Raw genomic sequence first — 23,240 nt, 5'->3', positions numbered from 1 at the left:
ATTCACCAGATACGGTATCATTCTAACCGTTAGCGAACCCGGGTTTACAGACCACGCCCAGCTTCCTGCACTCCTCTCTTATCTTCCTCTCAACACTCCTCCACTCCTCCCGGATCCTCCCAGCGTAAGTGTAAAGAGCGTGGCCCGGTGTCTCCATGAATTTTTTCACGTGTAAGGGATCGTAATATAGTGTTGCATTGAGTCTTCTCGACAGCTCTATAATACCCTCTATGGTTGCTTCATCGCTGTTTAAGCCAGGTATTATTGGCCCGTAGAAAACCCACACCGGTATACCCTCCTCTGAGAGTTTTTCAAGGGCTCTGACGCGTGCGCCAGGAGGTGGTGCACGCGGCTCTATAAACCTAGAGACCTCGCTGTCAAGCGTTGTCACCGTGAAGCCTACGTCGACGAGGCCTCGATACCTGGTCAGGATATCTATATCCCTTAGGATCAATGGGTTCTTGGTCTGAATGCTTGCATGGAAACCATGCTTCAACAGTAACTCTAGTGAGCGACGCGTCAACCTGTAGACTGCTTCAACGGGTTGGTAAGCATCGGTTACTGTGCCAACCCCCACTGTTCCTCTAGGGTGGGTTGAAACCTCTCTTTTGAGGACGTCCACTATGTTTTCCTTCACAAGTACTATGCTCCCCCAGTTCTCGCTTACTTCCCTGTTCCTAGTGTACATCCTTGCATAGCAGTAGATGCATGCATGGGCGCAGCCAGTATACGGGTTCAAAGCGTAGTCTAACCCGGGTAGTCCGCTCCTAGATAAGGCTGTCTCGCATCTCACTCTGATCACTTTAAACGCCCAGTTCAAGCCTGACTACCTCTCATGAAGTCTCTAATGCTTTTCGACCTGGAGATCCGTTTGAGGAGCCTCGAGGAGTCAAACCACTTGCCTGCTCCAAGCCTGGTCACCTTGTCGAGGAGCATGGCGACTTCCCCAAGATTACTCGTCTTCAGGACGGGTCCACGCCTATACATCTCCCTGATGGACTCCCTGACGAACCAGACACCTATCGGCAGGTTGAAGCCTGGATATATCTCTCTGAGTAAAACAGCTGTAGCCTGCCTCCTCACTCTTGAGAGATGCTCTAGTGTTGCAAGCATACTGGCGTAATAGCACCCGCCTATGCTTGGATAGGTTGTCCTACCATGGTAGTCCTCGTAGTCTCCCTCCACGATCACGTTGCTGATCCCAGGATTCCACGTGGATCCAGGCCACCATGCCTCCATCCACTCGAAGCTCCACTTGGCTGGATAGAGTATTGACACGAACAAGTTGTCGTAGTGGCGGAGGACGTATACCTCTATCTCGTTGAGAGACTCATAACTCTTCACATCCTTGAGTAGTTCCCTGGACAATATGCTGTCGACAGCCGTTATACTCCACCTAGTTGGTACCAGCCTCCTCTGCTCCTTTACTCCCAGCGCACCCACGCTAAAGATCTTCTGGATATGCGATACAGGTATACCGGACTCATAGAGGTATACGACTGCCCTGCCGGCTGGTAGATCAGTATCATTAAAGGCTTTCTCAACGGGCCTAGGGATAGAGGGATTCCCGAGGACCTGCATCCTCTCCATGGGGGAACGCGGACCCTGTGGGGGTTCCTCCTCGCTGAAGGATAACATGGGGCGGGGAGGTTTCGAGAGCTCAACCCTTACATCCACCGGCTTGCTGCTGAGGACTACGAGCCTCGTCTCCTCTATTATCCTGTTGAAAGGCCTCCTAACATCGACACTAGTGTATCCTGTGACAAGGCTCCACCTGTAGTCAAGTATCTCCTCTATTCGCCTCCCTATCCATGACTCAGGGTGATCGTATACTAATGTATCACCACTCAGAGGTGGAACTCCGGGTCCAGCCCTCACATATGGGTAGCCATACCTACCGATGAACACGGAGGGAGGCGATGAGCCCTCTATTACACGTGAACCTGAAACCATGCCTAGTTTAAGGGAGGCCATGGCTCTAGCAATGATTGGACAGTATGAAAGCCCGCACAGCCCTCTACCACGGCAGATGGAGCACAGCTTTGGGTCAATACTTCTCATAGCAGTGCTTCGCCTTACCTCTATCAAATTATTGATCCATAGCAACCGCTTAAAACACTTGAATTCTCTTCAACTACACGGTTACCACACCGACTGCCCAGCAGATGAAGGATGTAAACCCGAGGAGATGCGGGGACCAGTGAACCCCCTGAACGGGGAATCATCGCCTTTTAGAGCGGAGGAGGTTGGCTGGGTTCATCACTCGCTACTTAGTGATCGAGGCGGCTTTAACAGGGGTTTCACCGGGCTCTGGCAAGACCTTGTAGGCTAGTAGTGCGGAGAGCCCCCTCATAGTGCCGGAGAGTATTAGCACGGGTGTAATGTTGCCCGTTGAGACAGCTATAATGGATCCAAGTGTTGAGGCTAGTCCCGCCACAGTGTTCGTTGTAAAGCCAAGCATGGAGAGGTAGAGTGGGCGTAGAGTGCTTGGGGAGAGGTAGATGTTATAGATGTTGGATGATATATCTATTGACGCCCATACGAAGCCGCTGTAGGCCTCGACACCTATTATTTCAAACGGCATCGCTATGTACGAGTATGCCACTGGTATAAGTGAGGAGGACGCGATTCCAGCGATCATGGCTCTCCTAACACCCCTCCTCCTCATCAGTGTACTCCACATTCTTGTGCCGAAAATCTTCGAGGACAAGCCCGCGAAATTCTTCAGTACAACGAAGAGTTCGTTTCCTCCAGTCGTATTCATCACTATGTAGTCCCAGAACGGTGCTGGAATATTCACTGCGAAATTGAAGAATGTGATTAGGAATAGGTAGCCTCTAAGTCCTTGGTCATGGATTATGTTTTTCAATGCTTTATCGATTTCACTCATGCCTGAGGGCGAAGTAGTGTTTATCGATTGCAGGCTTCTCCCAGGGTCCGGTATGAAGTATAGTAGTATGGAGGAGGCTATCGCCACTACTAGTGCAATAAGGTAAGCCGTGGTGTACTTTAACGCAATCTCAATGGGTAGAGCGAACAATACAATGCTTAATCCATGAGCCACCAATATAGAGGAGTATGCCAGCTGATTAGCCCTTGAGAACACTGTCGTGGATTCCTTGAAGGGCACCAGGTCACCTAGCACATCCATGGCTGCCACACCCGCTACTCCACCAGCGAACTGGGCTATGAAGCTCAGCACTGCTACATATGGTAGCACATATTCACGTGGCATAAACAATGCGAGGATAACTAGTGCCCATCCAACCCTGTTCACTATACCCATGTAAAGCCAGATCTTCTTCCTTAAGTGTCTATGTTCCTCTACAAGCCATGCAGCTGGTAACTGGCTTGAGGCGTATGCGAGGAGTCTTGCAATGGTGAGCACGCCCAGCTCATGTATCCCATAGGAGTACATCTTTATCAGCAGAGCGTATACTAAACCCATCGAAATGTTCACTGTGAAGTTATAGGTTGCAGACTCTGCAAACCATATCTTAACACTCCTCGTAAACCTGTCGCCGGAAACCATGATAGCATTCACCACCGGCCTCTGGATTTCAATCGGATTTAGTTTTACTTATAAATCCTCGGCCATGTATATATAGATGCCTTTAAATATGTTTCCTCGCCTAGATCTATATTTAGGTCTATATATGGAGAGATTGTTCGGTTCACCCATGCAGGCTGGTGTCACAGCGCCATCGTCTACCTGTGGCTTAAAGGATGTGTAGATGAGAGGAGAATAGAGGGTTAAAAACAGGTTTTCAATGCTTCCCGAAAACTAAATGTCGAGTTCCTCCAGTAATTGCTTCCTATTCACTACTTCCCTTTTCTTCTTGAATAGCCTTGTGCTGAAGTATCTGGCAGCGTAGTCTGGGAGTATGGTTACAACCTTGTCGCCGCTCTCTAATTTACGGGTTCTGGCAAGCTTTATCGCGGCTACTACGTTTGCCCCGCTACTTATACCGACTGGGAGCCCTTCTAGTCTCGCAATTTTCCTAGCCATCTGTATTGCTTCCTCACTGCTCACGGTTACGAAGTCGTCTAGGAGGTGCTTGTTTCTAGCAATTATGTCGGGTATGAAGCCGTCCCCCACTCCCTCGATCTCATGCCTACCCCATGGTCCTGGTTTCCCGGTCTTGAACCATTCGGCTGCGACAGGGCACTCAGCCGGCTCAGCACCGGCTACTATAACATCCTTGCACTCCTCCTTTAGCCTCCTAGCTATACCTATCAGGGTGCCGCCTGTTCCAACCTCTGCTACGAACGCCTTAGGACATCCGACCTGCTCTATTATCTCTCTACCGGTTGTCTCATAGTGTGCCTGTATATTGGCTTCGTCACCCCACTGGTCGAAGAGGTAGTATTTATCAGGGTTCTCGGCGACAAGTCTCCTAGCTGTTTCAAGAGCTGTACCGGCGTCGGCTTCACCGCCCGGTGTGAAGTAGAACTCTGCACCAAAGAGCCTCATCAGCATGAAGCGCTCAGCACTCATCTCTTCAGGTATCACTATCAACACCTTGAAGCCTAGGACGCTTGCAAGCGCTGAGAACGCTATCCCCGTGTTCCCGGTCGTCGGCACCACTATGGTCATGCCCGGCTTCAACTCGCCTTTCTCAACGGCTCTCTTTATCATGTAGAGGGCCATTCTGTCCTTCACGCTTCCCGTTGGATTAGTGAACTCCATCTTACCCCATATCTCGGCCGTGAATCCTTCAGGTAGTATTCTTGACAGTCTCACTATCGGGGTGCCGCCAATACATTCTGTTACATCTCTACATACCTTCAAGGCTCTCACACCTCAATCTTCTTCTAAGTGGGAGCCAATATTTAAATTGGTATCAATCAGTAGAACTCGTAAATATTTATTACCCACGGGTGTGCTTTACTAAATGGTGAACAAGGGGGGTGTTGCGGTATCTTCGACGTCTACCGCCCCAGAGACATCCATGACGCACTACAGTTCCTCGACAAGTATTCGCCGGAGGCAAAGCCGCTTGCTGGAGGCACAGAACTACTAGTATTGATAAGGGATAGAAGGATACCGGTGCCACGGTTCCTGGTAGACCTCTCCCCGTTGAAAAAGGATCTCTCCTATGTGAAGATCGAGAACGGAGTAGTGAGGATCGGAGCCTTGACAACACTGTGGGAGATAAGCCGGAGCACGCTCCACCGAGACATCAGGTACGCTGGCTTCACCGATGTCTTCAAGAAGTTCGGTACAATGGCGATAAGGTTTAATGCAACCATAGGCGGTAACATAGCCTCGGCAACGCAATACAGCGACTACATAACACTACTACTGGTCTACGATGCAAGACTAAGGCTTGAAAGCGCCAGCGGTGTAAGGGAGGTAAGCCTCGAGGAGTTCCTGGTCGATAAGAGGACTACAATTATCAAACCCAATGAGCTCATTACCGAGATATCCTTCAGGGAGCCCCCTAGTGGCACGAGCAGTGCCTTCATAAAGTTCGACAGGAGGGAGTTGATAATAGCTGGCATCGTCACGGGAGCATTCTACCTCACCAAGGAGGGAGAACGCGTGAAAGACGTGAGAATAGCGTTCGACATGGTGAAGGAGCGCAGGATACCTGGCAGAGCGAGGATGACGGAGGAGTGTGTAATCGGTAAAACATTGAGTGAGAGCGTTCTCAGGGAAGCCGAGTCATGCCTAGAGAGAGAAATGAAGAGGATCAGTGACTGGTGGACAAGCGATGAGTATAGGCTCGACATGTCGAAAACCTCCCTTAGGAGGGGCCTCCTCCTGGCGGAGAAACGTATCTCGAGTGGGGTGATATAGGTTGACGAGAACCGTTAAGGTGAAGCTCGAGGTAAACGGTGTTGAACACATCTTAGAGGTGCCGCCACATGAGAGACTCATAGACACACTGAGGTACAGGCTTGGACTAACCAGCGTCAAGGAAGGATGTGGAAGAGGAGAATGCGGTACATGTATAGTGTTGGTGAACGGCTTGCCGAGGCATTCATGCCTAACATTGACGTCGACGCTGGACGGAGCCAAGGTAACAACCCTTGAGGGCTTAGCGCCTGAAGGGAAACTACACGCCATCCAGGTGGCATTCATTGAGACCAGGGGCGTGCAATGCGGGTTCTGTACACCGGGCTTCATGATGATGACCAAGGCGTTACTGGATCATAATCCCAACCCAAGCTTCGAAGAGGTGAAAGAGTGGTTGAGCAGCACTCTCTGCAGATGTGGAAGCTACCACTACTACTTTGCTGCCGCAAAGCTTGCCGCGAAGTACATTAGTGAAGGGAAAGTCTACTTCGATGAGAAGCAGGTGAGGGAGAAGTATCATATGAAGGTGGTGTCCTAGGGGTGGGAGTATGAGTAAGCCTGAGTATGTTGAGATAGTTGAAAAAGTATTCAATGAAACCAAGGAGAAGCCGACGAAGGAGTTCAAGTATGTTGGCAAGCATGTAGTGAGATGGGACGCCATAAGTAAGTTAACGGGTAAGCCGATATACACAGCCGACTTCATAAGGCTCCTCAAGAACCCTGTATTCGTGTACAGCGTGAGGTCAAGGTACGCCCATGCATGGATCAAGAGCATCGATGTCTCGGAGGCAGCTAGATACCCAGGCGTTGTAAGGGTGATTACATCTAGGGACATACCCGGTATAAATGACGTCGGCTACGTACTACCCGACCAACCTCTTATAGCAGATAGGAAAGTAAGGTACATAGGTGATACAGTTGCACTAGTAGTGGCTGAAAGCCTTGAAAACGCCAGGGACGCTGGGGAAAGAGTGCACGTTGACTACGAGCCACTAGAAGTATTCATAGACCCATTGAAGATAGTTGAATGGAACGGGCTGAGGGAGAAGCCACATACCCTGATACATGATGAACGCGGAAGCGACATCTTATCGAGATACAAGATCAGGGTTGGAAACATTGATGAAGCATTCAGAAATGCCAGTGTAATAGTGGAGAACGAATACAGAACTCCTATGCAGGAGCACGCATACCTAGAGCCCGAGGCAGCCATCGCCATACCTGAGCCGGATGGAGGAGTCACAATATATGCTAAGACACAGTGTCCCTTCGACACAAGACGGGCTGTCTCCAACGTCCTGGGACTCCCATTCAACATGGTGAGAGTCATAGCCCCGGCACTCGGAGGAGGCTTCGGCGGTGCAGAGGATGTTGGAAACGAGATCGCCGCTAAGGCGGCGCTGGCAGCCATGTATACCAAGAGACCGGCGGTAGTGTTGCATACAAGGGAGGAGTCAATAATAGGTCACACGAAGAGGCATCCCATGATAGCCAGGTATAGGCACGCAGCCAAGAGAGACGGGACATTACTAGGTGTTGAAGCAGAGATAGTGCTTGACACCGGTGCGTACGCCAGCCTGGGGCCCTTCGTGGGATGGAGGGCTATAGTCCACAGCACAGGCCCCTACAAGGTGTATAATGCGAAAGTCGACCTAGCGGTCGTCTACACTAACAGGGTACCGGCTGGAGCGTTCAGGGGCTTCGGAAACCCGCAGGTCACCTTCGCTGTAGAGAGGCAGATGGACATACTGGCAGAGGAGCTTGGAATAGACCCAGTGGAGATAAGGCTCAGGAACGCCCTGAGACCCGGGGATAGAACAGTCCATGGGCAACTATTGGATCACGGCGTTGGACTGGTTGAGGCAATAGAGAGGGCCGTGGAGCTGAGCAAGTGGCACGAGAAGAGGAAGCTGTACTCGCAGATAAGTGGCAGCATGAGGCGTGGAATAGGTATAGCGGTATTCTACCACGGTAACAGTATTGGAGCGGAGGGAGCGGACTACTCATCGGCAACGATCATAATCCAGAGGGATGGAAGTATATTGTTCAGGACAGGGCTGACAGACATGGGGCAGGGATCCATCCAGGGATTAGTGAACATAGCTGCCGAGATACTGGGTGTGCCGCCAAACTACTTCAAGGTGGAGCTCCCCGATACAGCGTCCACACCTGACTCGGGTCCCACGGTTGCATCGAGAAGCACTGCCATGGGTGGAAACGCAACACTAGTCGCAGCCTACAAGCTGAGGAGAAGGCTCAACGAGCTTGCATCTTCAATGCTTGGATGCAAGAGCCCCGAGGATGTTGTAATAGATGCTCCGAAAGTATATTGTAGAGACGACCCAGGTCACCATATAACCTGGAAGGAGCTTGTTGAGCAGGCATTCTGGAAGGGTGTTCCACTACAGGAGTTCGGCTACTATAGGGCGCCTCCAGCCGAGTGGCATGAGGAAACCGGTACAGGACAACCATACTTCACCTACACCTATGGAGCCATAGTGAGCGACGTTGAAGTTGACATGGAGACAGGTGTCGTCAGAGTCAAGGAAGCAGTAACAGTCTACGATATTGGAAGAGTAATCAATAGAACTGGCGCGGAACACCACGGCGTGGGAGGATACCTGCAGGGAATGGGTTATGCATTAATGGAGGACACATATCACAGTCCCGATGGGCATGTCTATAACACTAATCTATCAACATACCACATACCTACCGGCATGGATATTCCCGAAAGGATAATTGTAGACTTCGTTGAAGCAGGCTACATTAGGGCACCATTCGGTGCAAAGGGACTTGGAGAACCATCGATCGTGGGTATAGCTCCAAGCATAGCCAATGCAGTTGCGCACGCGTTGAGAAGCAAGGAGGCAGCCAGGGAAGTTGCCAGGATACCGTTGACGCCTGACTACGTATACGGCATTATAAAGAGACATGGATTATTGAGGTAGCCCAGTATTTTATGGAAGAGTTGACACGAATATTTTTCTTCTATCTCTCCTCCTTTAAATCCATGATGATTGAGGAGTCTACAGAGTAGGCTTTAAAACTCCGTGATCAGGAACCAGGTATAAGCCACCACGTCTCTCCTCAATCCTACCCTCGATCACAATGTAATTGCCTAGGGCGAGCTCGGAGTAGACTTCCCTCATGGATTCAAGAACAACCTCTTCACCTCCCTCAAGCACGGCTATATACCTCGAGGGTATCAAACGGCTTGAAACTTGTTCAATGACACGTAGCCTTCCAGTATACTTGCTCACCCGGTGAACGGGGTCAATGCATCCCTGTACTCCCTTAGTGTATACAACTGGCCTGAGATTTACATGGTATCCCATTACATCCAAGTGGAGTACAGTGTCCCTCTTGAACCATAGGTAGTCTGCCAGGCTCATCCTGCCACTATGCTTCTCAAGATACTCCCTTACAAGCACCCATTCATTAACACGCTTAAACACGCCTCTTCCCACCAGGTTCTCTAGGTCGTGAACCAAGTCCTCTCCTGCACCATACACTACAACGTCAACATCACCGTGCTCAGCGAGCACTCTGGAGGAGCCGGAGACGTAGATGTCTCCCTCATCCAAACCCAGCACGTCACGGAGAAGCACCGGGATTAGCTGGACGCGGAGGCTCGTCCTCTGCTGGAAACACGTGCTTCCCGATAGGGGTATGACCGGCACCTTCGATTTAATACACTCCCAATAAACGGTGTTGAGCCCGCTTCCCTGGAGCCATCCCTGTATTTTTTCAGCCGTGTAGAGGCTGTACCTCGGGTAAGCTATCAGCATATCCTCGGGGTGCTGAAACCCCTTCACAATGTATACTTTACCCATGTACTCCCATAACTCGCCTTCAAGCATTCTCAAGGTTATAATGCACCGTTTCAGTGCCAATCAGCTATGTGTGCGTGGTCGCTGAGTATTATGGCACACCCCTTATATATCTTCACGAGGGCTTCCCGTGTGAGTATCTCGTCTGGATCACCATACCTATACTCTCCATACCCGAGTAACAGTATCTTGCTTGTGTAGGGTAGGAGAAGCATGGGGTCGTGGCTCGATACAAGTAGGAGTTTCTCCCTTGAGAGCTCACCTATTATGTCAGCCAGAATGCCTCTTCCTTCAGGATCTATGTTGGAGAGGGGTTCATCCATCAGGAGTATCTCCGCATCCACTGAGAGAGCCCTGGCGATTAAAGCCCTCTGGAGTTGCCCCCCGCTCAGCTCACTAACCCTTCTCTGCCAAACCTCCCTAGGTAGCCTCACGGTTTCCAGGGCCGAGGATACTTTGCTCCTCACATAGTCTAGGGATCCACGGGCCCCGCCTCTCCTACTATATGTCTTAGCATACATTTCAACGAACTCCCAGAGGGATAAAGGGGCATCTCGAGGCATATAGAATCTCTGCGGCACATAGGACACCATCTCCCCCAGTTTCCCAGGGTCGCCATTCACCTCGACACCGTTCACTCTAACGACTCCTCTAACAGGCCGTATCACACCTAGAATCGTGAGGAAAAGCGTTGTCTTACCTGCACCATTCGGCCCTATCACCTGTACTAGTCCAGGCCCCTTAATAATGGAGTTTACATCTCTCAATACCACTGTACCACCGCGTCCAACGGTTACATTCACTAGTTCTATCAGCATGGCTGCACCCTTGTGCACAAAGCATTTATAAGGTCCCTAATAAATTTGTGCACAAGGGTGACATAGATGATTGCACGCTCACTCCCTCATGTCACCATAGTTCTGCTGGTATTGATTAGCATACTGCCTGCGCAGACCGCTGTTGCAGAAGGCGGGATACGCGTCATCACAGTGTTTCCAAGCATGGTTAACGATGTGAAGTCCCTTCTATGCGATAACGATAGTGTCGACTATTTAGTTCCCCCTGGCGTCGACCCCCATGAATACCAGTTGTCGACCAGTGATTACGATAAATTAAGGAAGGCCACATTGATAGTTTCAACCGGCCATACCGGCGTGGAGATGCAGATAAGTGAGCTCGTAATGCAGGGCGGGTTGAACGCCACCCTGATCAATATATTGGAGATCCCCGGGCTCCGGATAGCCATCAACCCGTCTACGGGGCAGGAAAACCTGCACATGCCGATATATGACCCCTTGAACTATCTTCTATTCGTTGAAAACCTTACGTCTACATTAGTGGCTCTAAACCCCTCTAAGGCAGACTGCTATAGGGCGAAGGCCATGGATGTGATAGCTTCTCTCGCACGCTTGATTTCGAAAAGCCATGGGAGATACATGGGGGTGCCCACGGTGGTAGACACACCGGTGTTACAGTACGCCGTCGAGTGGATGGGATTCAAAGTGGTGAAGTCGCTTATACCTGAACACGATGTCCAGCCTAGCCCCCTGGATCTGAGTACAGTAGAGGGATTGCTGAGGAATGGAACCATACCAATCGTATTCTACACGTCGCCTCCTGTTTCAAGCGAGAGCAATACCCTGGTAGAATTGTCGAGACGATACGGGGTGGTAGCAGTCGGGATCCCGTCACCCATGGCTGAAGGCTCCATACCTGGGAAACTAGGATACGTGGTTTCAGTGCTTGGCAATGTAAGCATCAATAATGCAGGGGTTACCGGGGCATCCCCGGCTCAAAGCGGGCTTTCAGAGTACCTCATGATAGTAGTCTACATTATTGTAGGCTTCATAGCCGGTCTAATTGCATCAAGGTGGCTGCTTAAATGAGTGGCGGAAGAGTTGTATTGCTGGCACTTGTTTCACTGTTTTTCTCCCTGTTGCTTGCAGAGGCTTCCCGAACAGTAGGGGTTGAGAAAACACTGGTATACTGGCTCACCGGGCTGGCGTTAAGCTCCGTTGGACTACTAACATATTACAGGGGGCTAGAATTCCTTGTAGCCGGCTCCACCCATGGCAGCTTCCTGGCCGTTACATTGGGTTACCTGCTGGCATCACTATTCAACACGAGTATCTATTACTCAGCTATACCCATAGGACTGGCACTGGTCTACATAGCAGGCTACTTCATCTACAGGGGACTGGACCCCAACAAAGTATCCTCCTTCATGGTCTCGTTTACTTCATCAGCAGGCGTTATTGCAGCATACTATGTGTTAACAGCTTTCCCAGCACGCTACAGCTTGTCAAGCATAATGCTCGGGGACCCTGTTCTCATGACTGTGAACGACATGATTGCGGCATCGACAATATCATTCATCGTCTTAGCCCTAGTACTTCTAATCTACGAGGAAACAGTCTTCATAAGCATCGACCCTGTGTCAGCCAAGATCGCCGGGTTAAGGGTCTGGCTTTACGACTTTGCATCGTTCACAGCGATAGGTCTCGCAACAATAGGGTTGCTAAGGGTCAGCGGATACATAATGGAGCACGTCATGATCCTCCTGCCGCCTCTAATAGGGGCAAGAATCTCCGGCAACAGCAGAGAGCACTTGTTTTCAACGCTACTAGTATCAACAGCATCCTCCGCACTGGGATACCTCGTGGCAATAGAACAAGGGTTGAGTCCCGTCGGCGCAAGCGGCTTAATCCTTGTACTCCTCTTCCTTTACACAGTGTTCATTAGGAGGCAGGGTCGCCATGAGTAGGCATGTAAAGAGGAGATTCGGTATAAGTATACCGTCAAACATAGCTGAGAGACTCGATAACCTCGCAGAGCTGTTGCACTGCGATAGATCCACCATAGTCTCCAATGCGTTGAACGAGTACATACATGAAAACCTCCACGGGGAAAAAGAGCATGAATGTAGAGGTGTGATAGTGGCCTACACGAGTGCTTCCCCGCCGCCAAACCTCTTCTCCAAGTATACTGATGTGGTTTCAGCCTATAGTTTATACAAGGTGCGCGACGGCTTCATCATGGTCCTCGTGGTCGAGGGATCCTCGAGACTGATAAACGAGTTGAGGACACGTATCTCGTCACACGCCTCCGTCCAGAGATACATGCCACTCGACACATCATACAGCCAGGGTGAAGGGTAGGATACATGGATGCCGCCAACCGCTTCAAGCCTGTTGAAGGATACTGGTTCACATATTTCACGGTGGAAGAATTAAGGAGGCAACAGGGCTGCGTCGACATTACACTTGACATAGGCTTGTCGAGGACAAGGGTCTGCGTGGAGAACAACAGGATCACTATAGGAGAGCTGGAAGCCAGTATAGGAGACCTCGAGCCAAGCGAGCCGGATAGAATAGTGCTTCTCGAGAAGTCCGGGAGGATATACGAGGTTCTACTGCATTCCGAGAAAGGCTTCTACAAGTTGAAGGCAACCGGGGAGAACACGGCTCCCACGCTTGAAATAAACGGAATCCACATGCATAGAATACAGGGAACCGATCCGTGGCACGATGCATTAGTTAAGGTTCGCGCTGCTAAAGTGAGGAGAGGTATGAGCGTCCTAGACACATGCATGGGCTTAGGCTACACGGCCATAGCCTCCCTGGAGAAAGATGCCGGCTTCGTGCATACTTTTGAAGTAGATGAGAATGTGGTGTGGATAGCTGAGAGGAACCCGTGGAGCAGGAGTCTAAGTAGCGGGAGAATCAGGATTGAGATAAGGGATGTCGTGGAAGGCGTTTCAACGCTTCCCTCAGAGTCCTTTGGGAGGATAATACATGATCCTCCCAGGTTCACTAGAAGTACCGGTGAACTTTACAGCCTTGACTTTTACATTGAGCTCTACAGGGTTCTACAACCCGGTGGAGTGCTCTTCCATTACACGGGTGAGCCAAGGCGCCATGGAGCACCGGATATACTTAAGGGGATAAGGAACAGGCTGTCTAGAGCTGGCTTCGAAAACATCTTCTACGACCCGGATGCACAGGGATTCGTCTGCGTGAAGAAGCAGTAAAGCCTTCGCAGCCTACTCAACAAGCTTCTCTAATGGCTTGGGAACCCCCGGGTTTAATCCCCCAAACCTCTTCTTCACTAGTTCAATGAGCCAGGGGGATAAACTGTACACACCATTCCTATAGTAGAGAACCCCTTTTCTAACGAGCTCCATGAGTACCCGCATCACCTCCCTCTCTATGAAAACACTCTCATTCTCTTGGACTAGATCCTTCTCTCCTTCTCTAACTCTCCTTCTCACCTCTTCACGTAGATCCATTACAGCTACTATCTCACCCACACTTATATGCTTCAGAAAGTAGCTCACCACTAGCCTGCTAAGCTTGTCAAGCCTCATTAACTCCTCTACTCTCCCGGGTGCATCCGCCAAGCAATTCACCATGTGCTAGTAGTACCATGTATCATAGTAATGATGCTCGGGAACCATAAAGCTACTGTTCCTTCTGGCCTTGCAGAAACCCTTGAACAGGCACTTGTCGCACCTGGGTTCTCCTTCTCTTAGGCATGTATTCCTGCCCATGAGCCAGAAGTAATCGTCAACCACGCCTGGATCCAGACCAGCCTTATCTGCGACAGCCTCGTATCCTCTCCTAACGATCAATCTAAGCAGGGTATCCTCGCTGCGTGTTACCTCTACATGTCCCCTTATTTTAGCCCACAGGCTCCCTGACACCATTACTATTCCCAGCCTGTACGCTATCCTGGAGAGGTGGTTGTCCACAGGGATCCCCAGCTTCTCGCGGAGAGTTATAACACCCCTCCTAGAGAGGAACTTTGCCAGGAGAAGAGGCTTCTTCTCAACCGGGTCTTCGAAGGCTCTGAAGACCCTTAGTAGGTCGATGAGCCCTGGATCCCCTAGTGAGCCATAGAGTCTTCCACCGGAAGCCTCGATAATATCCTTGACATTGCCGTTGAATAACCTGGTGATTTTTAACCCCATGTCCCTCAGGAGGAGGGTTCTCACCTCGATGTCCGGTGGCTTAGCGTTGCCAACGCTAAGCCATGCCTCAACCTCATCTACTCTTATACTGGCCAGGTGCTCTGGGTTGAAGAACCCTGGATCCTCCATGTATTTTCTCATTCCAAGCCTATATAGTAATTCTGCGCCACGGTAAACGCCGTCCTCCAGCTCGGCCTCATAGGGCTTGCCAGGCCTACTCAACCTGTGATCCATGGCTACCATTACAATAAAGTATCTTGCGACGCTCTCTACATCCTCGCTGCATGAGGGGTAGAACCTTGTATCGCAGAGGTCGATAGTGCTAATCCTCTCCGGATTGTTTCTCAGCGTTCTCGCAACCCTCTCCACTATGCCTTCATCCAGACCGATGACCTCCACTGGGATCAGCCCCCTGGGTTCTAATCCGCCTCCACCCTGCATCTAGATACTCCGTGTTGAATACTTAACCCTATAGTTGACCAGCCTCCTGTCCTATGAGGACTATGCTTGCTTCCCCTTTAACTGTCGGAGCAGGCTATATGTGCCCGGGTTCTTCTAGGTCAGATTCATAGAGCCTAAGCCTGGGGCTGACCCGGTTTAACCTTTATTCACGGCCTTCATCAATTAATTATCCAGCATGGTGTACAGGTAAATGCGAAGCATGCCTGAGGACGGTGGGGGCATTCATGGGGAGAAAGTGCTAGTCGGAGTGGTACGGGAGCAGGTGGTACATGCTGAGAACATTTTGGTGAGCGGTTGGTTCTCGGTGAGGCTTGCTACCGGGGAGAATCTCTTGCTACATGGTAGGGGAAAAGTGTGGTTGCTTGCAGGGGACACATGCGTGGTCGCAAGTAGTGGGGGTCCCATAGTGATTAACAACATGTACTGTGGAACAGCAATCCTAATTGGTGGCAGGCACCCGGTAATAGTTGGCTACCTTAAAGCTCGGAAGGCCTACACCCGTAGAGTCATGGTGAACGAGCTCAGAACCCATGAATGGGTTTCCTCAGCCATGAGCGGTGTCAGGAAGGTGAGTGCATCCCACATATTGTTCATGGATCCGCATTCTTACATGGTTGAAGTGGAGTATTTGGGCTCTGTAACATATGGTTATTGACATGGGAGGCCTTATACCGTGAAAACTATTCTTCTACACAGGATGAGGCCTTCAGCCTGGCCTCCACTATCTTCTCCCTTAACAACACTAGATTACTGTATAACTGATACACTGTTCCAGGGGTTACCTGGCTCCCTGGCTCTAGGGCGTAGACTGTTTTCTCTAGTTTATCGATGAGGTCTATCGCTTCCTCAAGTAGCCCGAGGAGGCTGTCATGTTGCATTCTTCAACCCATCCTCATATGATTTCCTGAGGAGCCTTTTATTGATCTCTGCCACTGCTCCCCTGAAGGCTCTGCCAATAGCCCACTCTACATCCTCTAGACTTATGTATTTAGAGAGTTCTTTATCTACGGCTAGCGTGAACCCTAGTAGTGCGACATTCGATGAGATCGGTGACCCGGTTACTTCCATGCTTGCCTTGTTAGCATCATACACGTAGTGCCTTAAGCCTTTCCCAGATATAGCGGTAAGTATGGCCTCCCGTGACGGGTACTTTGAGAGTGGTGGAGGCCACAGGAAGTCGTTGATCACTAGTGTGGTATCATTGTTGGCGTACACTAGGCTTCTCACGCTCTCAAGCATCTCCATCGCTATAATACTGTGAGCCCCGGCCACAGGTATTATGGGGCTTTCGCCCTCACCTATCCTTACATGCACCACTACGCTTCCCCCTCTCTGGCTCATTCCATGTACCTCTGCGACACTTACATCAACGCCTCTATGCATGCACCCGAGGCCGATGAGCCTTCCCAGCGTTATTATACCTTGGCCGCCAACACCAATTAACACTAGGTTGAAACGGGTCTTCATAGGTGTCACCACAGCTTCTCCCATTCGGTGCTCGGCTGGTTCTTCACCGATATGGCTTTGAATGGACATATTGATGCACAGAGACCGCACCCGGCGCACAGCTCTTCCAGTATGACAGGCTTCCTGGATCCAGTGGGTATAACTATGGCTGGGCATGCCGTCAGGTTGATGCACGCATTGCACCCTGTACACTTGTCCTCAATAACCGTGTACACGGGGAGCACGACTCTTCTCCTCCTGGCATCCCGCAGTACTTCCAGGGCGCACCTCATCCTGGAGACTATAGCTATCCTCTCACCCTTCAAGTAGTCCTTTAACGCCTGGGTAAGAAGGTCTATCGACTCCTTGACTCTCAACGGATTGATAACCACGGTCTTGAAGCCTGCTTCCCTCAGTATATCCTCTGGGAGAATTCTCCTGGTCTCTAGACCCATTGCAGTTACACCAGTGCCGGGGTGTGGTTGATGACCCGTCATCGCTGTTGTCGAGTTATCGAGCACTAGCGGGATAACCCTTGAGTTATTGTAAACTATGTTTATCGCCGGGGGGATGCCTGCGTGGAAGAATGTGGAATCACCTATCACGGCTATCACGGTTTGACGCAACACTTTTCCAAATCCATGAGCGATGCCCAGGCTGCCGCCCATCTCGAAGCATGTCATCTGGGTTTCGAAGGGCTTCTGATACCCCAGCGTGTAGCATCCGATGTCGCCTGTGAACACGGCATCTCTCACACCAGCCTTGTTGAGGGCTACTTTAACAATGTAATAGGTGCTTCTATGCGGGCAACCTGCGCAGAGAACAGGGGGTCGTGGAGGTATAGGGGGGTTAAGCGAGACTTCCCCTACTCCCCGCCATGGGGTCGCAGTATCCTTCCCAAGGAACTTTGCTATGGGTGTGAGAACCCTGTCCACTGAGAGCTCACCGTTCCCTGGCACAAGGTTCCTGCCGTGGACCCTTACATCTAGGCCTTCATCAGCCACAATGTTCTTCACCTGCATTTCCACTACGGGGTCTAGTTCCTCGACGACGAGTGCTTCCTCAGCGTCTTTCAGCACGCTTGAGATCGGCTTGGGTGGCAGTGGAACCGGGAGCGATACTTTGACAAGTGTCACATTGTTCAACGAGTCGAGAAGCCTGAGTGCTTCCTCTGCATGCGTATAGCTTATGCCGCTTGCAACGACAACACGCTTCATGCCCGGGTTAATTACACGTATGAACGGCTCCCTCCCCTCGTTATTCATCACGGCTTCCCAGATCCCTACCACACGTGTCTTCAGCTTCCTCGCATTGGCTGGAACAAGCACCCATCTATCTAGATCCTTGTCGAATACTCCTGTACACTTCTTTTCCCGCAGTATGTCTCCGTTTAATTCCACTGGCTGCCTCGTGTGGCTGACTCTTGTAGTGGTTCTAAGGATAACCGGGTGCTCGTACCTCGTGCTTAGCTCGAACGCCTCTTTGGTTAGATAGTAAGCGTCCCTTGCACTACTGGGTTCGACCACCGGTATGTGTGCAAGCATCCCGTACCACCTGTTGTCCTGCTCATTCTGGCTACTGTGTGCACCTGGATCGTCGGCTGAGACCACTACGAAGCCGGCTTTCACCCCAGAGTAAGCACTGCTCATCAATATGTCTGAGGCGACGTTTACGCCGACATGTTTCATCGCGGTAAGGCTTCTCACACCGGTTATCGCGGCTCCATATGCTGTTTCAAAGGCTACCTTCTCATTAATACTCCACTCGACATATATCCCGCACTCGCCTGCAACCTCACTCAGGGCCTCAATTATCTCTGTTGAAGGAGTACCAGGGTACGCGGTGGCGACGCATATCCCTGCCTCCAGGGAGGCTCTTGCTATAGCCTCGTTCCCCATGAGCAGTACCTTCTCGCCTCTTCCAGCGAGCAGAGGGTTCATGACCTTACACCGTTCTCTATGTATGGTATGTATGGATATATATACTATGAACTATCCCGTGACGCCTGATGCACCATGTCGACACGCATGGGTACCATAGGTTTCTGTATGGGTGTTCCCTGAGCCCTAGCTCCCTTGAAGCCTGTCTTAGTGGGATTGAATACTGAAAAAAGTTTATATATTGCTATCCCACATAGAATTAAAATGGTGAAGAGTATGGTTCGGAAGAGTAAAGTAGTGTATGAGGATACCGATATATTGATCGAGATAGCTCCAAGGGACTTCGAACTCCCCGACGCCGTGTACGATGCAATACGGAACAAGGGTAGGCCAGTGTTCTTCCAGGAACTGGTGAGGGAGTTCAGCGGGATAGCCGGCGAGGACAGGGTTCGGAGAGCAGTGAATCACCTACTAGCGTTGAAGAAGATAATAGAGTTCCCTGATGGAAGCCTTGGAACACCTGACATGAAGTGGGAGCCAACGGGCGTGAAGCGTAGACGCCGCAAGAGGACGCCGAGGTTAATGGATATCGATGTGAAGGAGGCCCTTTACAGGCCTGCAGCCTAAGATTAAACCGCAATACTATTTTTTCCTCGGGGCCCTATTCCTCTCTCTCCACGGGTTACTCCGGTAGTTGACGCATTTATCCATGGATGAAACAATTATTCCGTATCGGGAGTTAAGCTCACATATGAAGTCGTCTGGAACCAGTGCAAGCGAGCCCCTAGCGGTTCTAACAACGTAGGCCTTCTTCAACACCGGGTTTGCCTCAGCCTCCTCTACAATGAAGTCGAGAAATATTGGTAGCCGGGTCGTGTTGATGAAGCCTCGTTGACGTTTAAGCCCGTATTCATCTGTGAATACTTCCCCAATTCTCCTGCCATCGTTGCACACCCCCTGCTGATCGCACTCAACGATTCTCACATGGCTGGATGCAGCTATGGCCTCTATTGTGCTCATGATCTTCCCGTTCACATTATCCTGTACAGGTGTTTCAACAGTTTCCCTGTTCACTGCATCCCTACTGCTCTTCTGAGCAGCCCTCGTCTTCCTTAAGATAATCTCTTTGATTTCATCGATACCGGTTTCCTGGCGCTCTTGCTGCCCGCTCTCCTTGGGCTGGGGTTGAGGTTCCCTTGGCTCCTCGCTTGCCCTGCTCTTCGGTGCCATGAACTCGGTGAGCTTCCTGGAGCGGGTTTTCCTCTGGTTGGTAGACAAGGTTAAACCTTCCCCTGAACCAACTATCCTGGCTTCCACTATTTAAACAGGGATGGCGTGACCCTATCACTGCCTCCAGATTGCTGGCTGCGTCGAGTAAGCCGTGAAATATTTAAAAACCACGCTTGCTTATGGTTATTGAATAGGCGTGGGCCCGTAGCTCAGCCTGGTGGAGCGGCGGGCTCTTAACCCGTAGGTCCCGGGTTCAAATCCCGGCGGGCCCGCTTCACTATTCCTTAATCCCCAGGGATGCTTTGAAGAGGTATCACGGGTCATGGTGCTGAGGCCGCTGGTGAAGGGGGTTGATACAGGCTTATATGTTGTTGCTGGAACCCCCTTCCTCTACATTCCACAGCACAAGATGCTTGTAATGGCGGATCTACACTTGGGATTCGAGGAAGCTGCTTCAAGGGGCCTGACCTATAGTCTTAGAGGAAGCAGCAGCTACGCCGGCGTATTCCTGCCGAGGATCCAGTTGAGGCGAGCCATAGAGTACCTTGTCAAAGCCAGTAGCGTGCTCGACATAGATAGGGTTGTAGTAAACGGTGACCTGAAGCACGCGTTTGACAGGCTGCTCAGGCAGGAGAGGGACGAAGTAGTGGAATTCGTCACCTGGCTCAGGGAGAAAGGTATTCGTGAGGTCGAGGTGGTAAGGGGCAATCATGACAACTACCTGAAACCGGTTTTGAGAAGGCTGAACGTTGAACTCGTGAACTCGATTGAAGTCACCGCTGACTCCCGAAGGATACTGATAGTTCACGGGCATGAAGACGTGGATGTAGCCGGCAGGGACATCGTGGTTATAGGTCATGAACACCCAAGTCTTAAATGCCTCGGCTCTTACAGGTTCCCCGTGTTTATGAAGATACCCTTAGAGACAGGGGGGCTCTTAGTCGTCATGCCTGCGACAGGCCCGTATCATCCAGGCATAAATGTCTCCTTGAACAGGGATGACTATCTTTCACCGATAGTGAGGAAGCACACTCTGCTCGAGAAAACAGGGTTGATTACATGGGTGAACCTGGGATCCGTGGATCAAGCTACCTCGCGACTCATGGACTCCACATCGGCCACAGAGCTCCTGGATATAGACAGGTACGTTGAAGATAATGTAGAGGTAGCCGTGGTGGAGTTCAGGGATATTGAAACCGCTCACATACTATGCTCCTTCGAGTAGGATTAATCAGTCAATCGACCCATCATCACGTCATCAGGCTATGTCGGCATCATCACCACGGATACCAATGGACAACCAATGTTAAATAGCTTCATGCTGCCTACCAGATGAATCATCCATGAAGGCTTAATCCGCCAACCTCCTCATCCTGAAGGGTGAGGGTTTCCTTTTGGGGTTCACTGGTTCCCCGCATCTCCCCGGGTTTACCGTGAAAGAAAGCCTCGCCTTTCAGGGCGGGGAGGAGGACAGTACTTAACACCCGCACTACATTTAAACTCCTCATCACCCGCCTTGAAAGACGAGGCTTCCAGTTGTAATCTGCGAAAGCATTAATACCGACTCCAAGCCTGTCTCGGATATGATGGGTGACCCTGATGCCCTGGCGCACCGTGGTGATCCCTGTACTCGTGCTCGTCACACTGTTCCTTTGTACACCCATGGCAGTAGGGGAGTCCAGGCTGCTTGGCTACAGTTACGTGAAGTCCATCGATGTCTATGCACCAGCCGTGTCTGGTAGTGGTCAGGGCGTGTTATCCAAGACGACTCTGATAGTGGCGTATCCCGGTAACGGCCGGGTGTTCTTCTCAGCTCTACCCTACACCGAGCTCGATACCCAGGGAGCAGCTAGAATAGCAGCCTATGTTGCATCACTTATCGCCGGGGTTCCATTCGACGAGTTTGATTACTATGTTGTTACAGAGTCAAGTACGCCGATAATAGGGGGCCCTAGTTCCGGAGGGCTCATGACCATAGGGTTTCTCTCATTGTTGACTAATAGGTCTCTTCAACCATGGGTAACCATGACTGGAATGATAAACCCAGACGGCACGATAGGACCCGTGGGCGGGTTGAAGGAGAAGCTTGATGCAGCGGCTTCCAACGGCTTTAAGATGTTTCTCATACCTTTCGGTCAGCGCCAATACCAGTACCCTGTTATCCAGGAGACGCGTCTCCCATGGGGTGTTGTGAGAAGAGTGGTTTACAAGAGCATAGATCTCGTTGAATACGGTAGGAGCATTAATGTATCCGTCATAGAGGTAAAGTCGGTCTTCGATGCTTTCACATATTTCACCGGGGTCAACATCTCGGGATCCACATATGCTCAACTCCAATACAATGTGCCTAGTGGAGTCGTTGACAGCCTTCTGGGCGAGCTGACTACATTGATAAGCGACGCGTTTTCTAAGGCTGAAGACGTTAGAAACCCCTTCTACAAGGGCTCCTTGCTCACAGCACTCAGCAGCTTGAACACGACTCTCTCAACCCTCTACTCTGCCAAGGATACGCGTCCAGCCTACGTCTTCATGAAGGGACTCGACCTCTACAGTGGTGCCATGTATTATGGACTCCTAGCCGACGTACTCTCCAACAAGCTCAGTGTTGACATGGTTGTGAACACAGTTAATTTAACGCTTCTCAGGGTTGGCGAGGAGTTTGGCAAAGTAGGAGTGTTCAGGGGATTGGATTCAGTGCTCTGGCTCTCCCTAGCTAGGGCCATATACTACAGAGCCGGCTACTACTATGCTAATGCGCTTTCATCTAGCTCAGACTCTGAGAAACTAATGTACCTGGCTCACACTCTCTCCTATGCGAGGCAGGCTGAGGCATTCCTTAACATGTCTTCAATCAGCGTCAATGAATCGGCAACGCTGACTCGGGTTTCAATGAATACTAGAAGCCTCTATGCGCTTTCATCCACCGTATACTCGTATGTGAGTGCACTCATTAACGAGGTAGGCGGAAACACGCAGGCTTTAAACGATGCCTCCGACTACTATACCCTCCTAAATTCCCAGGTTGCAAGCGACAACCTTACCATGCTAGGGTTCACCGTGTACTCTATTGGGGAGTCACTCTACGCCCTCCACCAGGCATTCGAGCAAAACAGCCTGGAGTCCGTGGCAAGTGTTCAGTCAAGCATATCGGTAAATCTCTGCCATGGTGTCGACAGGTACTCAACGATAGGATTCTTCAGAGAGTATGGCTTAGAGGCCATGGGCATCGGCGACTACTCTTCAGCCGTGGAGGCATTCTCAATGGGAATCTCAATGTGCATGGTGGTAAGGCTCGCGCTTTCAGCCGGTAACATTAGTGTGCTCACTACACCTCCCCAGGAGGTAAGCGTCTCAACGCCCTCCATGGAGTGGGGTGGTGGAAGCACTAATAACACCAGTGGATCCAGCGGGTCGGCGAATACAATGCTCGTGAAATACCTGGCTATAGTTGGAGCCATGCTTGCTATCGTTTCAATAGTGCTGGCTCTAAGGATACTCAGGACTCCCGGTCCTCGTGGAGACGCAGCTGGTGGACTGTTTTTGGATAAAGGTTTTAAACCGGTTTAGCTGCTGGAAACACCGGGGTTTCTCCTGCTTCGATAACGGTGGGTTGCTAT

At 50.8% G+C, this 23,240-nt stretch carries 23 protein-coding genes and 1 tRNA gene; 12 read left to right on the top strand and 12 right to left on the bottom strand.

Annotated features, from left to right (window positions below):
• Window positions 1-22: 22 nt before the first annotated feature.
• The 4 genes from DESMU_RS03985 to DESMU_RS03970 form a co-directional block, all read right to left on the bottom strand.
• Entirely contained in the window at window positions 23-820 is a 798-nt protein-coding gene (locus tag DESMU_RS03985; protein WP_013562313.1) for an SPL family radical SAM protein, read from the bottom strand.
• Complete coding sequence (locus tag DESMU_RS03980) at window positions 817-2,061, bottom strand: Nre family DNA repair protein (RefSeq protein ID WP_048813443.1); 1,245 nt, start codon at window positions 2,059-2,061, stop codon at window positions 817-819. Before DESMU_RS03980 ends, DESMU_RS03985 begins: the two co-directional genes overlap by 4 nt.
• Window positions 2,062-2,266: 205 nt before the next feature.
• Window positions 2,267-3,532 (bottom strand): MFS transporter, encoded by a 1,266-nt coding sequence (locus DESMU_RS03975; protein WP_013562311.1) that lies wholly within the window; start codon window positions 3,530-3,532, stop codon window positions 2,267-2,269.
• A gap of 252 nt (window positions 3,533-3,784) precedes the next feature.
• The gene (locus DESMU_RS03970) at window positions 3,785-4,792 is read right to left on the bottom strand and encodes a PLP-dependent cysteine synthase family protein (RefSeq protein WP_013562310.1); all 1,008 of its coding nucleotides are present in this window, start codon (window positions 4,790-4,792) and stop codon (window positions 3,785-3,787) included.
• A 129-nt stretch (window positions 4,793-4,921) separates the two neighbouring features.
• Here DESMU_RS03970 and DESMU_RS03965 point away from each other — a divergent pair, with 129 nt between their 5' ends.
• From DESMU_RS03965 to DESMU_RS03955, 3 genes are read left to right on the top strand one after another with little or no spacing between them, the layout of a single operon-like run.
• Window positions 4,922-5,803, top strand: a complete 882-nt coding sequence (locus DESMU_RS03965; RefSeq protein ID WP_083799344.1) for an FAD binding domain-containing protein — start codon at window positions 4,922-4,924, stop codon at window positions 5,801-5,803.
• A gap of 1 nt (window position 5,804) precedes the next feature.
• Window positions 5,805-6,341 carry a (2Fe-2S)-binding protein gene (locus DESMU_RS03960; RefSeq protein WP_013562308.1) on the top strand — a complete coding sequence of 179 codons (537 nt, stop codon included), beginning with the start codon at window positions 5,805-5,807 and terminating at the stop codon, window positions 6,339-6,341.
• Between the two features lie 10 nt (window positions 6,342-6,351).
• Window positions 6,352-8,754, top strand: coding sequence for a xanthine dehydrogenase family protein molybdopterin-binding subunit (locus tag DESMU_RS03955; protein WP_013562307.1), 2,403 nt, complete (start codon window positions 6,352-6,354; stop codon window positions 8,752-8,754).
• A gap of 78 nt (window positions 8,755-8,832) precedes the next feature.
• Here the strand turns inward: DESMU_RS03955 and DESMU_RS03950 are convergent, their stop codons facing one another.
• Both DESMU_RS03950 and DESMU_RS03945 read right to left on the bottom strand, forming a co-directional pair.
• Window positions 8,833-9,666, bottom strand: a complete 834-nt coding sequence (locus tag DESMU_RS03950) for a hypothetical protein (RefSeq protein ID WP_148222861.1) — start codon at window positions 9,664-9,666, stop codon at window positions 8,833-8,835.
• A 23-nt stretch (window positions 9,667-9,689) separates the two neighbouring features.
• Window positions 9,690-10,454: a metal ABC transporter ATP-binding protein gene (locus DESMU_RS03945; RefSeq protein WP_013562305.1), complete on the bottom strand. Its 765-nt coding sequence runs from the start codon at window positions 10,452-10,454 to the stop codon at window positions 9,690-9,692.
• A 66-nt stretch (window positions 10,455-10,520) separates the two neighbouring features.
• On the opposite strand from DESMU_RS03945, the gene DESMU_RS03940 reads away from it, so the two are divergent.
• The 4 genes from DESMU_RS03940 to DESMU_RS03925 are packed head-to-tail and all read left to right on the top strand — an operon-like array spanning window position 10,521 to window position 13,666.
• The gene (locus DESMU_RS03940) at window positions 10,521-11,522 is read left to right on the top strand and encodes a metal ABC transporter substrate-binding protein (RefSeq protein WP_013562304.1); all 1,002 of its coding nucleotides are present in this window, start codon (window positions 10,521-10,523) and stop codon (window positions 11,520-11,522) included.
• Window positions 11,519-12,400 (top strand): metal ABC transporter permease, encoded by an 882-nt coding sequence (locus tag DESMU_RS03935; RefSeq protein WP_013562303.1) that lies wholly within the window; start codon window positions 11,519-11,521, stop codon window positions 12,398-12,400. Before DESMU_RS03940 ends, DESMU_RS03935 begins: the two co-directional genes overlap by 4 nt.
• Window positions 12,393-12,794 carry a CopG family ribbon-helix-helix protein gene (locus tag DESMU_RS03930; protein ID WP_013562302.1) on the top strand — a complete coding sequence of 134 codons (402 nt, stop codon included), beginning with the start codon at window positions 12,393-12,395 and terminating at the stop codon, window positions 12,792-12,794. Before DESMU_RS03935 ends, DESMU_RS03930 begins: the two co-directional genes overlap by 8 nt.
• A 5-nt stretch (window positions 12,795-12,799) precedes the next feature.
• On the top strand, window positions 12,800-13,666 hold the full coding sequence (locus DESMU_RS03925) for a class I SAM-dependent methyltransferase (protein ID WP_013562301.1): 867 nt from the start codon (window positions 12,800-12,802) through the stop codon (window positions 13,664-13,666).
• A 12-nt stretch (window positions 13,667-13,678) separates the two neighbouring features.
• Here the strand turns inward: DESMU_RS03925 and DESMU_RS03920 are convergent, their stop codons facing one another.
• Window positions 13,679-14,044: a PolB1-binding protein PBP2 family protein gene (locus DESMU_RS03920; protein WP_425358436.1), complete on the bottom strand. Its 366-nt coding sequence runs from the start codon at window positions 14,042-14,044 to the stop codon at window positions 13,679-13,681.
• A gap of 6 nt (window positions 14,045-14,050) precedes the next feature.
• A complete protein-coding gene (locus tag DESMU_RS03915) occupies window positions 14,051-15,046 on the bottom strand; it encodes an iron-sulfur cluster loop (RefSeq protein WP_245526390.1) in 996 nt (331 codons plus the stop codon).
• Between the two features lie 220 nt (window positions 15,047-15,266).
• Between DESMU_RS03915 and DESMU_RS03910 the strand changes: the two genes are divergently transcribed.
• The gene (locus DESMU_RS03910; protein WP_245526389.1) at window positions 15,267-15,722 is read left to right on the top strand and encodes a hypothetical protein; all 456 of its coding nucleotides are present in this window, start codon (window positions 15,267-15,269) and stop codon (window positions 15,720-15,722) included.
• A gap of 25 nt (window positions 15,723-15,747) precedes the next feature.
• Here the strand turns inward: DESMU_RS03910 and DESMU_RS03905 are convergent, their stop codons facing one another.
• Genes DESMU_RS03905 through iorA form a run of 3 tightly spaced genes read right to left on the bottom strand, consistent with a single transcriptional unit; the run spans window position 15,748 to window position 18,453 of the window.
• Window positions 15,748-15,945, bottom strand: a complete 198-nt coding sequence (locus DESMU_RS03905) for a hypothetical protein (RefSeq protein WP_013562297.1) — start codon at window positions 15,943-15,945, stop codon at window positions 15,748-15,750.
• Complete coding sequence (locus DESMU_RS03900) at window positions 15,935-16,534, bottom strand: indolepyruvate oxidoreductase subunit beta (protein WP_013562296.1); 600 nt, start codon at window positions 16,532-16,534, stop codon at window positions 15,935-15,937. Before DESMU_RS03900 ends, DESMU_RS03905 begins: the two co-directional genes overlap by 11 nt.
• 5 nt (window positions 16,535-16,539) lie before the next feature.
• Window positions 16,540-18,453 (bottom strand): indolepyruvate ferredoxin oxidoreductase subunit alpha, encoded by a 1,914-nt coding sequence (iorA, locus tag DESMU_RS03895; protein ID WP_013562295.1) that lies wholly within the window; start codon window positions 18,451-18,453, stop codon window positions 16,540-16,542.
• A 207-nt stretch (window positions 18,454-18,660) separates the two neighbouring features.
• Between iorA and DESMU_RS03890 the strand changes: the two genes are divergently transcribed.
• The gene (locus DESMU_RS03890; RefSeq protein ID WP_013562294.1) at window positions 18,661-19,020 is read left to right on the top strand and encodes a hypothetical protein; all 360 of its coding nucleotides are present in this window, start codon (window positions 18,661-18,663) and stop codon (window positions 19,018-19,020) included.
• Window positions 19,021-19,035: 15 nt separating this feature from the next.
• On the opposite strand, the gene DESMU_RS03885 is transcribed toward DESMU_RS03890, so the two are convergent.
• Window positions 19,036-19,671, bottom strand: a complete 636-nt coding sequence (locus tag DESMU_RS03885) for a hypothetical protein (RefSeq protein ID WP_013562293.1) — start codon at window positions 19,669-19,671, stop codon at window positions 19,036-19,038.
• Window positions 19,672-19,821: 150 nt separating this feature from the next.
• On the opposite strand from DESMU_RS03885, the gene DESMU_RS03880 reads away from it, so the two are divergent.
• From DESMU_RS03880 to DESMU_RS03865, 3 genes are all read left to right on the top strand, one after another.
• Window positions 19,822-19,895: transfer RNA gene (locus DESMU_RS03880), tRNA-Lys, on the top strand.
• Between the two features lie 50 nt (window positions 19,896-19,945).
• Entirely contained in the window at window positions 19,946-20,848 is a 903-nt protein-coding gene (locus DESMU_RS03875; RefSeq protein WP_013562292.1) for a metallophosphoesterase, read from the top strand.
• A gap of 374 nt (window positions 20,849-21,222) precedes the next feature.
• Window positions 21,223-23,190: a S16 family serine protease gene (locus tag DESMU_RS03865; RefSeq protein ID WP_013562291.1), complete on the top strand. Its 1,968-nt coding sequence runs from the start codon at window positions 21,223-21,225 to the stop codon at window positions 23,188-23,190.
• Window positions 23,191-23,240: the final 50 nt, after the last annotated feature.

It is taken from the genome of Desulfurococcus mucosus DSM 2162, from assembly GCF_000186365.1.
In the GTDB taxonomy this organism is placed as follows: domain Archaea; phylum Thermoproteota; class Thermoprotei_A; order Sulfolobales; family Desulfurococcaceae; genus Desulfurococcus; species Desulfurococcus mucosus.
This window is presented reverse-complemented; position numbering and strand designations above follow the sequence as displayed.